This window comes from Haloarcula sp. CBA1131, assembly GCF_008728975.1.
GTDB classification, from domain to species: Archaea; Halobacteriota; Halobacteria; order Halobacteriales; family Haloarculaceae; genus Haloarcula; species Haloarcula hispanica.
The window spans coordinates 203,898-218,734 of sequence record NZ_RPCY01000002.1; the positions used below are offsets into that span (position 1 = coordinate 203,898).

A 14,837-nucleotide genomic window follows, 5' to 3' on the forward strand; every position below is an offset into this window, starting at 1 on the left:
GACAGCGTTGCGAAGAGTACAACCGCTGTGTACCCCACGGTAACAAGCAAATCGACAGTCGCTGGCGAAGTATCCGACCACCTGCCCATAAGTTCCGCTCACGCCTACGCCATGATAAGTAAAAACTTCATAACGGTCATTGACGGTGTCGAATGTGGTGTCAAAGAACGATATCCAACCGTTCGGAGTGATCACTCTGATTCTGTTCGGGAGAGATACTTTTGCTGTAACCGCCAGACGTACCCACGAAGTAACAGAATCGATAGCTTCGGAATGAACGAGCCATATCGAATCCCGCTCGACTCGTCGCCGTAGAGTGCTTCCATCGGTACGTCCTGAACAGTCATCCCATTCGCATCTAAGTGAATTAGCATATCGTTCAGAAATCCGTAGTCGTCAAACAGATCGTTCAGCGAGAGCTGGTCAAGCGCCGTCGCGGAAATCGCGGTGTATCCGTTCTGTGGGTCGCGCATTTGCCAGTGTCCGCTCGCGATCTTGGTCAGCATCGTGAGGAGCGCATTCCCGAACAGCCGCCAGTTGGACATCTGAGTACAGTGGCGTCGCGATATGAGGCGGTTGCCTTTCGCGTAATCCGCATCCCCCTCAACGACTGGGTCGAGTATCTCATCAAGGATGTTCGGGTCCATCTGGCCGTCGCCATCAAGGACTGCAACCGTATCCATGCCGCTCATAAGCGCTAGCTCGTATCCGGTTTGTACGGCAGCCCCGCGACCGCCGTTAGTCTGATGACGGACTGGGACGATCCGCTTATCGAGAAACGTCTGGCTTTCAGATACCATTGTCCCGGCCCCGTCGGCGACAACTATTTGTTGTGCGGAGTCCCCGGTCACACTTGCGGGTTTCACCTCAGTATCCACGTATTCCTTGATTTCGGTCCATGTGCCATCTGTCGAGCAGTCGTCGATAACGAACACCTGATCGACGTACTCCGGAAGTGAGTCGACGACCTCACCGATGAACCCCTCTTCGTTGTGTGCCGGAACGACGACACCGACGGTCGAGCCTTTATACACTCTATGTCCCCCTGTTGGTGAGTGGAGTGAGTCCGCTACGGTACGCACAGAGTTACCGAAAAGGGAGCTACTCATCCCGGGTCGGCTTTCATGCCAGACCCACGCGCCAATAGCAACCTCTGATTCAGTGATAGTCATGGTAGGTCGTAGGGCCGCTCACCGGCCACCAATAGGGCCCTCTCTGTCGCCATGTTGGGCAAATCGGTCTATTGTTATTCCTTACTTTCCAGGGTTAGCGGTCATATACAGTGGACTGTCGGATCGATAAATATCTCGTTAGACCGATTCGGAAAAGCGCCCACGTACGGCGATTACTACTGTTAGAGGGAGTGGTTATTCGAATTGATCCTGATACGTCGTCCTGATGTCCGCCTGGCGACTAGCGGTTAGGTTCTCGTACGACTTCCCGTACGTGTCGTTGGCCAGTTCGTCCCAAGATTCGATTCGGTCACCGGAGTCAGTCTGGAACTGTGCATCGAAGTCCGCTTCGACCTTCTGTTGGGTTTCGATTTCTAGTCCTGTGAAATTAAACTTCTCCCCAGGTTTCACATCGGCACCGTACTCTTGCCGGGCGATTTCCTCACGCGTCCGCACCTCTACGGCTGCAAGGCCGTCCGCGAACGGTTGGCGTTCGTGAATCTCTTCGATCTGGCGCTTCGTTTCACCGCTCACCTCATCATAGTAGAGTCCGTACTTGTCCTGGGTTATTTCATCAAGCGAAGCGCGGTCACCATCAGAGACACTGGTACTTCCGCCGGAACCGCTGGACCCGCCGTCTTTTTCCCATGACGGCTTGACCGACATAGCTGTTGACGCACGCGCGTCTTTTGAGTAGACGCCATAGACGTACGTCTGCAGACTCAGTGGTTCTACGGGGTAATCCGTCGAGTCGGTTACCGTGTATTCAACCTCGAACCGAACGCGAGTCGACTCGCCGGGTGCGAGCGTGACATTTCTGTCGACTCCATAGGCTTCCGGCCGATCATCGTCATCGCTGTCGATACGATGCTGGATCGATTGAGTTCCGGTGGTTTCACCGGTGTTCGTTACGTCCGCGGAGAACACAGCCGTATCACCGACATACAGGACATTCGGTCCAGCCAAATCCGACACCTCGAAATGACTATCCTGTACCGTCATCGAGACGGTATCTATGTCGTCAGCAGTTCCAAGCGAATGGTTGTGTGTCCCGCGGCTCAAATTCGTCGTATTCACATCAATAGACACCGTTGTCGTTTCGTTGGCAGCAAGTGAAACGGTGCGCGAATAGGTAGTGTTCATGGAATCACTCCGGAGCGTGACGTTGTCGAGCCCGTCCACGTCACCAACGTTCTCGACGACTGCTGAGACATTGGCAGTTTCCCCCCTCGTTACGTTGGCCGGTGCAGTCGTATTCTGCACACGGAACGTCGCCGGTTGCTGGACGTGGAGTGTTCCGGTCGTTGTCGTGTTTTCGGTGGCGACCCTGTATTGGTATCCGCCAGGCTCCAGATCAGCAGTTCGGACCGTGGCAGTGCTCATCTGGCTCTGGCCGCCCGCAAGCGAGTGGACGCTCTCATTCAGCGTTTCAGCATCGGAGTACTGGCCGTTTTGGTCTGCATCGACAGCGATTTGCACTGTCTGGACGCCACGATATGCACCGACATTGGTCAGGTTTGCTCGGATGGAGGCGTTGGTTCCACGGACGATTGTAGCGTTTTCAGTGGTATCAGCGAGGACAAACGTAGGCGGGGTGAGGACAGCCACATTCCCAGTTGACTCCGGGGCCGATGACTCACCGACGGCAACGGCGTACGTGTATTCCCCGGGACTGATTTGATCAGGTTCGACAGCGAACGTCACGTCCGCCGGTTCTGCAGCCGAAACCTTGACTTGTTTTGTTGCTACCGTTTCAGGAGACTGTCCGTCCCTGTTCAATCGTAGCGCTACTTGTTGTGTTGTCGTTTCCGACCCCGCGTTTGTGATTTGAAGTTCCACACGCAACGGCTCATTCGGCCGAATTTCGGTCGGAGACTGCACAGTGCGTATCTCCAGTTCGTCCTCGCTCACAGTGGTCTCCGTATCGGCCGGTCCATCGGCGAAACCACCGATTCCAAGCCCTAACGTAGCACCTCCAATGAGTAACAGTCCAGCGACGCACCCAATCAGTAACTTTCCGTAGCCTATGGACAACATGCGTACGCAGGTATGTTACAAATCATTATTGTTACGGCTGCTATACCCACCGGTAGACACTCTTTGCATTCAATATCGAAAAGCGGGTTTCTACAGGTAGGTTTCAGAATGGGTAGCAGACGTTTACCACCAGACACGTTCCCCAAAGTGGAGCTTTCAGCCATAGTCGTAGTGAGTCGATACCGTTCGTCGGCGTCTCAATTATGCGACTACCGTTAGCTGAATCTATGAAAAACACACCATCTTGTGATCTAATACCGGAGTTGGTGTAATGGAATAGGTTATACGCGAGATACCCACATCAAATTACAAGTTCAATTCGAATCGAAAACAGGGAGAGAGATAGTTCTAAGTCCACGCGCTTGTGCAATTCTATCAGTTCGCGGCCGAGACGCGACAGTTACGCCATGTTCTTCCGTTCGATTGTTTCCCAAATATCGACACCCTTCTCAGTGATGTCGTACACGCGGCCTTTCTTCCGATCTTCCGAAACTAATAGGTCGACCAGTTCCGACTCACGGAGTTCCTGCAGGGCGCGCGATACGTGAGCAATGCTCATTTCCCTGTCGTCCGCAATTAACGACGGTGTCGCAGGGCCTTCTGACAACCGGCGGAGAGTCTCGACTCGATACCGTGAACTGATTACGTAGCTCACTTCGTCCCACTGATCAAAGTCTGCCATCGTATCTATTCGTATGCACGAGTGTACCAGCTACCTTCTTTGGACACAAACTCGTGTACAGTGATATTCCATGTGCCTGTGGTTAATTGTTTCGCTCGTGTCTCTTGGTCTCGCTTCGTAGCCATACACGATTCCGGTTGAGTACCCTGCATACTGAGTATGTGGTGAGTAATATCGTTCTTCCGCTCAATTCAAATAACACGCATTTCATCTACGTGTTTGGCAATCAGGCGACAACCGATCAACAACAGATACCGTGGAGATCGTAAGGCTCCAATTCCCGACGGGAACCCAGAAGGGCATCTTATCGGGGACTGCGTTCCTGCAGGGACCTCTCTGCGGTCCAGATAGCTGTTCAATTGACACTGATAAGATTGCGTTACTTGCATGACCGATAGAAACGGCCGATATACGCTACGATTTACCCTGGGCGATTTCGAGAAGGTGAGTAACGTGTAACCGTAACAGGGGGCCGTCTCAGCGTTTTTACGGGAAGTCTACGTATTTTGCGTATCTCAACACACACTGTCGCGGACATTTATTATGGATCACCGAAAATTGATTCAAAGAACGCTGTTACTCCCGGAATACCCAAACAACTACTGACTACCCCGGCGGTAATCAAAGGAAAATTATCTAATCGATTACATAACAAAGTATTAAGTGGCAAGGTGATGTTGATTTGAAATGCTGGCTGACAGCGTAACGCTCCGTCGATACAGCCGGGGGGCTGTGTGAGCACGATTCCAGACGGGTGGACGATGTCGCAGCACACAGGAAGTGGGTAAATATGGGAGTCAAAGACACCGCACAAACGAAAGCAGAACCGAATAATAAACTAAGCGACGAATCTGTCCCATCGCCAAAAGGGAAAGAAAGCAGTGCGGACCAAGCGACGTCACAGGAGCAGGACGACTCAGGTGCATCTCTAGACGTTATTTTTGAAATACTGAAAAACAGCCGCCGCAGAGAGGTCCTCCACTTTCTTCGAGAACGAGGCGAACAGGTCTCTCTTGGAGAACTCGCAGAACACGTCGCGGCCATCGAGAACGAGACCACAACTGATGCGTTGACATCAAGTGAGCGCAAGCGCGTGTATGTAGGACTGTACCAGTGCCATCTCCCGAAGATGGACGACATCGGTGTCGTCGATTTTAACCAAGACCGAGGGCATATAACCCTTACCGAGAAGGCTGACGACTTCGAAAAGTACCTCAACCGCACTGAAGAAGAGGCGGAGGGCCGACAGTGGTATCAGTATTACGCGGCCGTCACGGTGCTCGGTGCGATGGTCCTAGCCGCCTCTGTCGCCTTCTCACTTCCCGGGAGCATAGTTTTAGGTTTGTTCTCCCTGGTAGTGGGTGTTGCAGGCGCATGTTCGGTGTATCACTGGTCAGTTGAGCGCGAAGAGCTGGACAGCGAGTAGCCCGATAAGAACGGTTTGGTTCCGCGCGCAGTTTTTACACAGTACGCGTCACGAGTAGGCTATCCAGAGCGATACACTTCGTCGCCGGCAACATATGTTCGTGCTATCGATGGAACCGGGTCTGGATCGACGATAATCAGATCGGCCCTTGCTCCACACTCCAATCGGCCACGGTCGTACAGGCCGGCAGCGGCAGCTGGTGCAGTAGAGACACGTAACACCCGGTCTTTGAGAGGGTCACCGTTTTCGATGAAAACAGAGCTAAGCAGTGATTGCGGACGAAAGTCGCTACAGAGAATGTCGACAACACCGTCTTTGATTGCCTGAGACGCATCGGGCCCGTCCCACAGACTCCCACCGCGAACCACATTCGGCGCACCCATCGCAACGGCCAAGTTTAACTCGGTTGCACGCTGCGCAACACGGTGGGAGAGCGGATACTCACTTATGTCTACCCCGATAGCAGCGGCGTTGTCCACGCTCGAAACGGTTTCATCGTCGTGTGAGGCGACTGGGATATTTCTATTGCTTGCTAGCTCTGTAATCTCTCGTGCGCGCGAGATTACTTCTGTTTCGGAGACACCATTGCGGCGTGTTTCGAGGGTCTGAAGGCTTGACTCTGAGACCCCGTCCGGAAGATTATAGCGTTGTGTAAGTGTATTTTCGCCAGCGAACTGGCCCGTTCCGGGAATGTGTGAGACAAGGGAGACGAGATCTCCCCCTGATTGGATTTCTTGCGAGACGGCGTCGACAGCCGTTTCGTTGGTGAGTTCACACCGCATATGGAGTCTGTTATCGACCCTGGCGCCGGTTTCGCAGTTGAAATCCCGGATATGCTCGGCCAAGCGACGGGCTAATTCGATACTCCGGTTATCATCTGGGACGTCTTCGAACGCAATGGCATGATACTTTGTCGTAACTCCCGCGCTGGCATTGGCAATATCACATCGGTCCAGAGCGACAGTCGTGTTGACGCGCTCACCAGCTCTCGGAAAGAGGTGCCGTTCGATATCATCACCGTGAAGATCAACCAATCCAGGTAGGACATACTTCCCCGTCGCATCAATGTCCGGGGAGTCATGAGATTCTGCTTCCACCGAGACTATTTTTCCATCAGAGAATACTATTGTCCCGTTCTCAATTTCGCTGGTCGGCGTAACAACAGTTCCTCCCGAGATTAATGTTCGATTTGCATTATTTTTCATTCAGCTTGGCACCCTGTAAGATTGTCCAATGTGTTTACAATCGACTTCCCAAAACATGAATATGCGCTTACTACGGCTATGCTACAGTCGGATATAGAGTGCATATTTATGTGTAATTGACAGCCGTAGCTGTTGTGCTTAATGAGATAATGGGAGACGAGGCCGTCAATCGTCACTATCAGTTGCTAAAGACGGACCTAGGACACTCCAACAATTCTCAGGGTTTGAATAGAGCCCCAATCCAGGGGATTTAAACCTTCGCAGTGTTTCAAATAGTACATACAAATATCAGCCTAACTTAATTTCTAAGTTATGATTATATAATACCTTCATAGAGTGGACAATTTGCGGGTAATTCTGGCGGATTCATATCCATTAGGATACACCTACCCACATAATACCGTATTAACTGTTTGAACGAGTGCGTTTGAGCAGTAATATCTTTCTATTTTTTCCATAGTGAGAAAGAGTATAATAGCAATAGCTGAAGAAGAGAGCCAGTAGTAACAAGATTACAGCATAGTACAGTGACATACTCCGGCGACGTCACCCCACCCACCAGCATGGTGTTTGCGTGTTCAGAAACCGAAGTTTTTAGCGTCAAGGTTTAAAACATATTTGTATGAAAGACTGGATTGATACGTATAACGAGCGTGACTGGCAAACCACCACGGACGGAACGGTTCGATACGCGCTGTTAGGACTTGGCTGGTGGACAATCGACCTAGCACTTCCCGCGATTCAGGATTCTGATCTGGGTGAAGTTACAACGCTCGTCAGCAGTTCTTCGGAGAAAGCGAAACGTCTCGCCGACGAGAACGGTGTGGACCACGGGATCAGTTACGAGGAGTTCCACGACGGGGATGCAGCCGACAGGTTTGATGCCATCTACATCGGGACACCGAACGCCTTGCATCTGGAATACGCCGAGACAGCCGCAGAGTTAGACAAAGCGATCCTGTGCGAGAAACCGATGGAGGCAACAGTCGAACGGGCTCAGAAAATGGTTGAGGTCTGTGCGGACGCCGCTGTGCCGTTGATGATTGCCTACCGAATGCAGACTGACCCCGCTGTTAGGCGTGCAAAAGAACTCATCGAAGACGGATTCATCGGCGAGCCAGTATCCGTATACGGAAACAATAGTCAGCCGTTGCTTGAGATGAATCCGGACACGGACCAGTGGCGGCTCGATCCGGAACTCTCAGGTTATGGCACCTCAGTGATGGATTTGGGGATTTACTCGATCAACACGACTCGGTTTCTGCTCGACAGGGAACCACTGGCAGTGCAGTCACAGATGGATTCTCATGGGGAGGCCTTCGTCGACGTGCCTGATGAGCGCTCCGGGGCATTGCTGGCGCTGGAAGACGGTATCAAAATGGTCACGACTGATAGCCAGAACGCCCACAGTGATACGCAACTGAAAATAACTGGGACGGACGGACAGATCGAACTCCGTCCAGCGTTCCATGGGAAAGCAAAACTCCACCTGTCCCGAAACGAGACGACAGTAACTGTCGAACACGAGAGTTTTGACGCGGAGGACGAAATGCGGGAGGAGTTCGATTACTTCGCTGACCGTGTTTTGACTGGTACTGACATTGGCCCGGACGGCCGCCACGGCCTCCAGGATATGCGAATCATCCGGGCAATTCACAAAGCCGCGGAGAGCGGCGACGTCGTCAAATTGTAACTGATTCGTTCGAATTTAGCTGGCCCCATCGCTGTCAGATTGTCTTAGATTTATTCATGTGACGATCACGGCTATCGCGTTATCCCAGTCAAAACGGAGTACAGCGTGATCGCAGTATAATACTCAAGATCAGTGAACAGAAGCGACCCTGACATTGGTTTTACACTCACTGTATTGGGTGATCAATGATCAACGGCGGCAAATGCTATCAGCCGTCCGATTGATTTGTTTGGGTAGACGTGACGAAACCACATTTGAACTGGTCGGCTTTGTCTAGACGCAGAGTAACAGCGAGTTCGTTTCGTTAATGACGCTATAAATCAGCCACTCAGTTAAATTACATATACACCCCGACAAAAGGATACAAGTGGCTGATGGTGCTACAAGACGGTATGATTTCTGAACAATTCGACGCGTTCTTGCTTGACCTCGACGGGGTAGTGTATCTCGGGGACGAGGCCCTACCGGAGGCGGTCGAGTCGGTGAATCGTCTTGATGAGCGGGACAAGGAACTGCGATTCCTGACGAACGACCCACGCTTTCAGCGTGAGACGATCGCGAACAGGCTTCGCAAGCTGGGGATCGACGCGGAAAAAGGCGAGATCATCACGTCAGGCTGGGCGACCGCCCACTACCTCTCCCAACAGGATATGACCACCGCTGCTGTTGTCGGTAGCGGAGGGCTGGAAATCGAACTCCAAGAAGAAGGCATCGAGATCACGGACGACGATCCAAATGCGATGGTCGTCGGCGCGGACGAGAAGACGTCATATCAAGACATCCAGCGGGCGGCGAGACACATCCAGCGGGGAGCGACGTTCGTGGGGACGAACCCGGATGGGTCGTTCCCGACCCCAGACGGGCCTGTACCCGGGGCCGGGGCCATTGTCCGAGCAGTCGAAGCTGCGGCGGGAACAGAGCCAACGGTCGTTGGCAAACCCGAGCCGCTTATGTTCGAGATGGCTCTCGACGGGCTGGCTGACGACGTGCAAGCGGCCGCGATTGGCGATAATCCTGCCACGGACATTCTCGGCGCCCACCGTGCGGGGCTCACCGGGATTCTGGTGGCCGAGGACAAACCGACTGCCGCATCTGCTCGTGATCTTCAGCAACCAGATTTGACGATCTCGTCGCTTGCACACCTCTTCACAGACACAACCGACACATGGGAGGCACCACCCTATTCGTGGCCGGATGAGATACGTCCGGGCGTCGCTGCTGTCGTAGTGAATGACGCAGATGAGGTGCTGTTGCTGAAACGCGCCGACAAAGAGCAGTGGGCGCTCCCGACGGGCACGGTCGAACGGTGCGAACCAGTCGGGGACGCTGTCACACGGGAGGTTGACGAGGAAACGGGACTGCAAATAGCGGTTGAGCGGCTGATAGGCGTCTATTCACACCCGGAACAGCAAGTGTTTTCGTATCCCTCAGGCAAGGCAGTTCACTTCGTCACCAATTGCTTTCGGTGTTCCATCGAGGGGGGTACACCCGAGGCCGACGAAGATGAAGCCCTCGAGGTCGGATTCTTCGACATGAACGATTTACCGTCGGATATCCTTCCGATGCAACCGCAGTGGATAGCCGATGCAAATGACGCAGATGGCTCACCTGCAATTCGATAAATTCACAGGCTGTACCGACTGAAGTTACGGAGCAAGTTCGATATTTCTCAGAGTCGCTCTCAGAACGAGTTCACGGATCTGGGCGAACCACGTCCGTGTCCGAAGCGTGTCGCCGTACCGCTGCTTGAGCGAGAAAACCACAGCCTCGACGAGTGACCGTCGATGATCGGTATCGTCGTCATGGCGAGCGGTACGCGCCATATCTATAGTAGCCATTGAAAATCAATGCACTCCTGATCGCACGACAGCAGTGCGATCAGTGTGTACATCGTTTCAATTGTTACTATAGCGGGGAGAACTCTCGGTGTTTGTTCACTGGCCCAACGTGGGGCTCCAGAAGTTCTTCCGGGATCGTCTCAATCATACCTTCCTCAGCGGTCACCGTCTGTAGCCGGTCGAAGTTCCGATAGATCCCTGCCCTCCGCTACCCAATCCGGAACTAGAAATCATATTAGATGATAGTCGTGCGAAGATTTACAGTGTATCGCACCAGGTATCACTTAAAATGGCTGTGCCTCAGAGCTGAAGCAAGTAGGTGTTATAACATCCGTACAGGTGTTATTATTTGACGCCGGCGAACTCGACAGGCTCTCAGCGGCCGCTGGTATCAAAAAATCGTGTTTTGAATAGCAACTATCTGATTGGATGTCGCGGATATCATATCCGGATTAAAATTGAGTACGTGTTATTATCCAAGAGATATCAGCCACAATGTAGAACAATATAGTCGTAGAAGTACGTTTTCACACTTGTATATTGATCTCAGAGATAAGACCGAGTTTCCTGAGTTACAATCTCGGTTTCGATGTCTAAATATATTACCGGTACATTCATACTTGTCATATTCGACCAACTGTGAGTGTATAGTAGTAGATCTATAGTCAATTGTATCATATAGGTGAGATTCACAGACAACTCCGAAGAATCTGTCATAGAACAAAGTTGGTCGAGATTCACGGCGGTGATAGAGTGGTCAGTCCTTCGTCCTGCAAGCGAAGTACACTGGTTAATCCGAAAGCCATATACGTCACATTAGGCCAACCTAAAACATGGACGAGACAGACGGTACAGGTAGTCTCACCAGACGAGACTACCTCTCCGGCGGTGGTCTGCTGCTCGGCACGTCAATCGTAGCCGGCTGCTCCAGTAACGGTGGGGAACCGCCCAGTACAGCAACAGCGAGTGACAAGGAAACGGGCACATCAACCCCGTCAGATGACGGCTCCTACGTTGCCTCGCTTTCTCCTGTCGGAGAGGTCGAGTTCGACTCCGTACCGGAGAAGGTCTTCACGATGTACAATCAGTATGCAGATATGTTAGTCGCGCTTAACCACGGTGACGCGGTCAATTCGATGTTCGTTCCAGAGATGGCTGGGCCATCGATGAACCACTACTACGAACGGCTCTCTGGTGTCTCTTTTGAATGGGAGGACCTTCCGAACCCCTACGATAATTTTAGCAAGGAGTTCTTCTACAGCCTCGGTAGCGACGTTCACTTCCTTGACCCCGCATGGGCGATTACCCAGGAAAACTGGGATATGGGCGATATCGAGGAAATTGTCGACAATGTCGGCCCCTTTTTCGGGAATTTCTACAGCGGAACACACGGTGACCCGCAAGAACCCTACAGTGAGAACTACCATTATTACACGCTGTGGGAGCTGTTCGGTCGTGTCGCCACCGTGTTTCAGGAACGAAAGCGTTACGAGCAACTCAGAGCCGTTCATCAAGAACTCATCGAGACCATCCAGACGGAGCTTCCACCCGAAGAAGATCGACCGACCGCGGTTCGGGTTACACTTGGCGACGGCCAATTCTGGACGTATCACCTGAACCGACCGGGGTTCTGGCTCGCGGACACGCGTCCGCTCGCAGCCAACGACGCCTTCGGGGACGAAACGTGGGACGGTCTCTGGGGTTCGGTCGGCTATGAAACGATGCTGGACGCGGACCCTGACGTAATCCTCCATCTCTGGGGGATGACACCGCGCTACGACATGGACGATGTCCGCGAGAGGCTCGCGTCACACAGCGTTGGAAAAGAACTCGCAGCGGTCAAAGACGACCGCGTATACGCACACGGAATGCGATACCACGGCCCGATCATGAATCTTTTCCAGATCGAAATGACCGCGAAACAGCTCTACCCGGATATCTTTGGCGAGTGGCCACCCTACGAGAACGGGGATCACTATCCAGAGATTCCATCGGATGAGCAGCTTTTCAGCCGCGACCGCGTTGCCCAGATCGTTACGGACGGATAGCTTCGGCTGGTTTCAGCAACGCTGTCGCCCGAATGGAGCAAATCGCCCGATCAGTGTGGGATTCACGGCAGGATGATGACGTTGCCGACGCCGCGCCGCTTCCGTTCGATGAGGTTCTTGGCTTCGAGCGTATCGAGGGTCCGGCTGACAGTCGCCTTCGAGAACTCCGTTCGATCGACGATTTCGCTCTGTGGAAGGACCCCATCGGCATCAAGCATGATCTCATACACGATCCGTTCGTTGCTCGCGAGGCGACTCGCAGTCTCTTCCCATTCCTGCCGACGGGCTTCGAGTAGGCCCGCTGTCGGTGCGTGGTCATGGTCAGCGTCCGGCGATCGAGTGTCCGGCGAGTCCATAGTAGACCCCGATGCACCCCGATCGACACGGAACAACGCCACGGCACTCGCACCGGAGGCGAACGCAGCCACTGTGAGTACGGCGATATCGACTGTTCGGATGGACGGCCCCGGAGATCCTGATTGGACAGTGGTCTCGCCGATTGTGACTGTGGCTACTGCCGGCGTGATGAGATGGCCGGCCAGCAAAAGCATCAGGGCGGTCGAGATGACGAAGACGCCTGCCGCGACGACCTCGCTACGTTGGAGGGTGTTTTCGATCATTGTTGAGACCAGCGATGTATCCGGACTACTCCGGTACCCCACGGAGTCGGACGAACGCATCTATCCTCTCGTTTCGGATATCGACGACGACACTGTATCGGGTTTCCCGATCAATCGGTTCAACGACAACCAGTACACGGCGATCACTCAGTCGCTGCTCCGTCCGTTCAATGACGACGACCCCTGCAGTCGTGCCGTTCCGAACGGTGAAGGTGGACTCGTTGACTGCGGTGAGATCGTGCCACTGCGCTGTCGGATCTGCACCGACGACCGCGGCTCTCTCGCTAGCTACCCCGCGTGGAACCGGCCGCATCGTGTACACTGCGTCGGCCGGTGATGCAACGGTATCGGCGACCGACCCGTCCGTCGTGATAATCCGCTTGGCTCGCGCTTGCTTTGAGCGGGACAGTTCGGGCGGTTCCCATGGTGTGGCCCGCACAACGGGGCTCCGGTTGATATTCGTAATCTCGATATGGTTGACAGTTCCGATATCCGATATCAGAACCTCAGTAGTTCTGCCGCTCGTTTCGACGAGTGCATCGTCTTCAATAGCGAACTCGTATCCGGTATCAGCTGTCGCCGTGGCGGCGATACCAGTCGCGGTTGCGAAGACGGCGATACTCACACTGAGGACGGTGAGCGAGAGGACCAACACCAGACGGGACCGTCTAACCGACTCCATGTCCGTCGTGACCGGACGTTTTCGTATGAAAGTGCTGGTTTTCAGTAAACTGAAACGAATGGAACAATCTCTGAAACGCGTTTCAGATCCGTTTCACTCCCGTTTCCAACGGGGGTTTACAATGGTTTTCGTATAACTTCCTGATGCCGTGATCGGGCCAGCACTCACAGCGAGCACACCGGCCCACAGCATATGCTCGGCCCGCCACTGCGAACTCGGCCCGCCGCTACGGGCCCGGCTTTACTGTACTGTGCTACCGACCGCGCTCGTGCGTCCTGTCCGATCACCCCCAAGACAATGAAACGAAAACTTCCCCGCCAACGAAGTGATGCAGATGCATCGTGACTACCGACTCGCAGCGTACGCGGTTGCGGTATCGGCCCTCCTGCTCACTGCCAGCGGCGCAGCCGTCGTAGCCGATGGGAGTGCCGGAAATGCCCCATCCGAATCGTCCCCCTCTGAGACCGAATCCAATGAAACGACCGGTAGCATCACAGTTACGAATTCGACGGCGTTCGAGGTGACAACGGTTTCCAACGATAGTGGCACGATCACGTTCGATCAGGGCGACCGGACCTGTGGTGGCGGGTTCCGTATTGACACCCCGAACCGAACTCGGACTGACATACAGGTCCGCGGTGTCACCGTGACACTTGTCGAACAGCACAGCGGCGAGCCGTTCGACGAAATCGGCCGCGAGCAGTTCGCGTCACTGGTCTGGAAGGAAATATCAGGATACGCGGGGCTCGGCGCGTACGATCACATCGAAGTTCAGGTCAACCAGTACTACGAGACGGTCGCCCGGGACGAACCGTTAGACACCGTCGGCATCCACGCCCGTCCCGTGGACAATTGCCTCCCAGCTGTCGAAGGTGAAGTCGCCCTCAACAGTCAGTCGGTAGCTGTCCGTTCGAGCCACTCGGAGCTCGAAGGCCTCAATCTGAACATTACAGATACGATCGGCGCTCTCAACGAAAGCGAACGGGACTCCATCGACCGGCTCATCGAATCGAACGAACGCACCAGCTACGCCATCCAGACGGAGTTCGACGATCCGGACACGCTGGACGCGACCGTCGTCGAAGCAACAGACGACAGCCAGGTCAAACTCGAACTCACACGGCCAGGCGGCGGTCGCACGGTCGTCGTTCGAATCGATCTCGAATCGGAAACCGTCGAGCGTACCTGGACGAGGGTCGCAGTTGAGCGGATTGACGGTACTGATTCGGTGACAGTCGGTAACCACGGTGAGAATGAAACGACATCGTTCGAAGTGAACTACACTGAAGCTGCGTCGTAAAATCCGAACTGGTCTTCCAAGACACTATTGGGTTTCAGCCACATCGAACCGGAGCGGCAATTACATCGGGGCCGAAGCCCCACCTCAGGTACGTAGTCCGAATCGTACGGTCAAGTCCCCGTAACGACGCAGTA

General features: G+C 53.8%; 11 protein-coding genes and 1 pseudogene. 5 read left to right on the top strand and 7 right to left on the bottom strand.

The features are described from left to right. Window positions 1–191: 191 nt before the first annotated feature. The 3 genes from Har1131_RS16310 to Har1131_RS16320 all read right to left on the bottom strand — a co-directional run bounded on the left by Har1131_RS16310 (window position 192) and on the right by Har1131_RS16320 (window position 3,891). A complete protein-coding gene (locus tag Har1131_RS16310) occupies window positions 192–1,034 on the bottom strand; it encodes a glycosyltransferase family 2 protein (protein WP_151147472.1) in 843 nt (280 codons plus the stop codon). Between the two features lie 333 nt (window positions 1,035–1,367). Then, window positions 1,368–3,209, bottom strand: coding sequence for a CARDB domain-containing protein (locus Har1131_RS16315; RefSeq protein WP_225308149.1), 1,842 nt, complete (start codon window positions 3,207–3,209; stop codon window positions 1,368–1,370). Window positions 3,210–3,609: 400 nt separating this feature from the next. Then, window positions 3,610–3,891 carry a winged helix-turn-helix domain-containing protein gene (locus Har1131_RS16320; protein ID WP_004515801.1) on the bottom strand — a complete coding sequence of 94 codons (282 nt, stop codon included), beginning with the start codon at window positions 3,889–3,891 and terminating at the stop codon, window positions 3,610–3,612. 790 nt (window positions 3,892–4,681) lie between these two features. Between Har1131_RS16320 and Har1131_RS16325 the strand changes: the two genes are divergently transcribed. Beyond that, window positions 4,682–5,317, top strand: a complete 636-nt coding sequence (locus tag Har1131_RS16325) for a hypothetical protein (RefSeq protein ID WP_050038388.1) — start codon at window positions 4,682–4,684, stop codon at window positions 5,315–5,317. 59 nt (window positions 5,318–5,376) lie between these two features. On the opposite strand, the gene Har1131_RS16330 is transcribed toward Har1131_RS16325, so the two are convergent. Further along, the gene (locus tag Har1131_RS16330; RefSeq protein WP_079980864.1) at window positions 5,377–6,522 is read right to left on the bottom strand and encodes an alpha-D-ribose 1-methylphosphonate 5-triphosphate diphosphatase; all 1,146 of its coding nucleotides are present in this window, start codon (window positions 6,520–6,522) and stop codon (window positions 5,377–5,379) included. Between the two features lie 622 nt (window positions 6,523–7,144). On the opposite strand from Har1131_RS16330, the gene gfo6 reads away from it, so the two are divergent. Together gfo6 and Har1131_RS16340 are read left to right on the top strand one after the other, a co-directional pair. Beyond that, the gene (gfo6, locus tag Har1131_RS16335; RefSeq protein WP_014031334.1) at window positions 7,145–8,215 is read left to right on the top strand and encodes a D-xylose 1-dehydrogenase Gfo6; all 1,071 of its coding nucleotides are present in this window, start codon (window positions 7,145–7,147) and stop codon (window positions 8,213–8,215) included. Window positions 8,216–8,607: 392 nt separating this feature from the next. Then, window positions 8,608–9,837 (top strand): HAD-IIA family hydrolase, encoded by a 1,230-nt coding sequence (locus Har1131_RS16340; RefSeq protein WP_014031335.1) that lies wholly within the window; start codon window positions 8,608–8,610, stop codon window positions 9,835–9,837. Window positions 9,838–9,861: 24 nt separating this feature from the next. Here Har1131_RS16340 and Har1131_RS16345 read toward each other — a convergent pair. Further along, a pseudogene (locus Har1131_RS16345) lies at window positions 9,862–10,044 on the bottom strand (IS5/IS1182 family transposase); the annotation flags it as partial. 842 nt (window positions 10,045–10,886) lie between these two features. Between Har1131_RS16345 and Har1131_RS16350 the strand changes: the two are divergent. Next, the gene (locus Har1131_RS16350) at window positions 10,887–12,101 is read left to right on the top strand and encodes an ABC transporter substrate-binding protein (RefSeq protein WP_014031337.1); all 1,215 of its coding nucleotides are present in this window, start codon (window positions 10,887–10,889) and stop codon (window positions 12,099–12,101) included. 62 nt (window positions 12,102–12,163) lie between these two features. Here the strand turns inward: Har1131_RS16350 and Har1131_RS16355 are convergent, their stop codons facing one another. Both Har1131_RS16355 and Har1131_RS16360 read right to left on the bottom strand, forming a co-directional pair. Next, window positions 12,164–12,721, bottom strand: a complete 558-nt coding sequence (locus Har1131_RS16355) for a MarR family transcriptional regulator (protein ID WP_151147482.1) — start codon at window positions 12,719–12,721, stop codon at window positions 12,164–12,166. Between the two features lie 25 nt (window positions 12,722–12,746). Continuing rightward, window positions 12,747–13,403 (bottom strand): hypothetical protein, encoded by a 657-nt coding sequence (locus tag Har1131_RS16360; RefSeq protein ID WP_014031339.1) that lies wholly within the window; start codon window positions 13,401–13,403, stop codon window positions 12,747–12,749. 328 nt (window positions 13,404–13,731) lie between these two features. Between Har1131_RS16360 and Har1131_RS16365 the strand changes: the two genes are divergently transcribed. Then, entirely contained in the window at window positions 13,732–14,703 is a 972-nt protein-coding gene (locus Har1131_RS16365) for a hypothetical protein (protein WP_151147485.1), read from the top strand. Window positions 14,704–14,837 lie beyond the last annotated feature (134 nt).

Excerpts from the sequence above, each read along its gene's own strand:
- Har1131_RS16315 (WP_225308149.1), bottom strand. The coding sequence starts at position 3,209 with ATGTTGTCCATAGGCTACGGAAAGTTACTGATTGGGTGCGTCGCTGGA.
- Har1131_RS16320 (WP_004515801.1), bottom strand. The coding sequence starts at position 3,891 with ATGGCAGACTTTGATCAGTGGGACGAAGTGAGCTACGTAATCAGTTCA.
- Har1131_RS16325 (WP_050038388.1), top strand. The coding sequence starts at position 4,682 with ATGGGAGTCAAAGACACCGCACAAACGAAAGCAGAACCGAATAATAAA.
- Har1131_RS16330 (WP_079980864.1), bottom strand. The coding sequence starts at position 6,522 with ATGAAAAATAATGCAAATCGAACATTAATCTCGGGAGGAACTGTTGTT.
- gfo6 (WP_014031334.1), top strand. The coding sequence starts at position 7,145 with ATGAAAGACTGGATTGATACGTATAACGAGCGTGACTGGCAAACCACC.
- Har1131_RS16340 (WP_014031335.1), top strand. The coding sequence starts at position 8,608 with ATGATTTCTGAACAATTCGACGCGTTCTTGCTTGACCTCGACGGGGTA.
- Har1131_RS16350 (WP_014031337.1), top strand. The coding sequence starts at position 10,887 with ATGGACGAGACAGACGGTACAGGTAGTCTCACCAGACGAGACTACCTC.
- Har1131_RS16355 (WP_151147482.1), bottom strand. The coding sequence starts at position 12,721 with ATGATCGAAAACACCCTCCAACGTAGCGAGGTCGTCGCGGCAGGCGTC.
- Har1131_RS16360 (WP_014031339.1), bottom strand. The coding sequence starts at position 13,403 with ATGGAGTCGGTTAGACGGTCCCGTCTGGTGTTGGTCCTCTCGCTCACC.
- Har1131_RS16365 (WP_151147485.1), top strand. The coding sequence starts at position 13,732 with ATGCAGATGCATCGTGACTACCGACTCGCAGCGTACGCGGTTGCGGTA.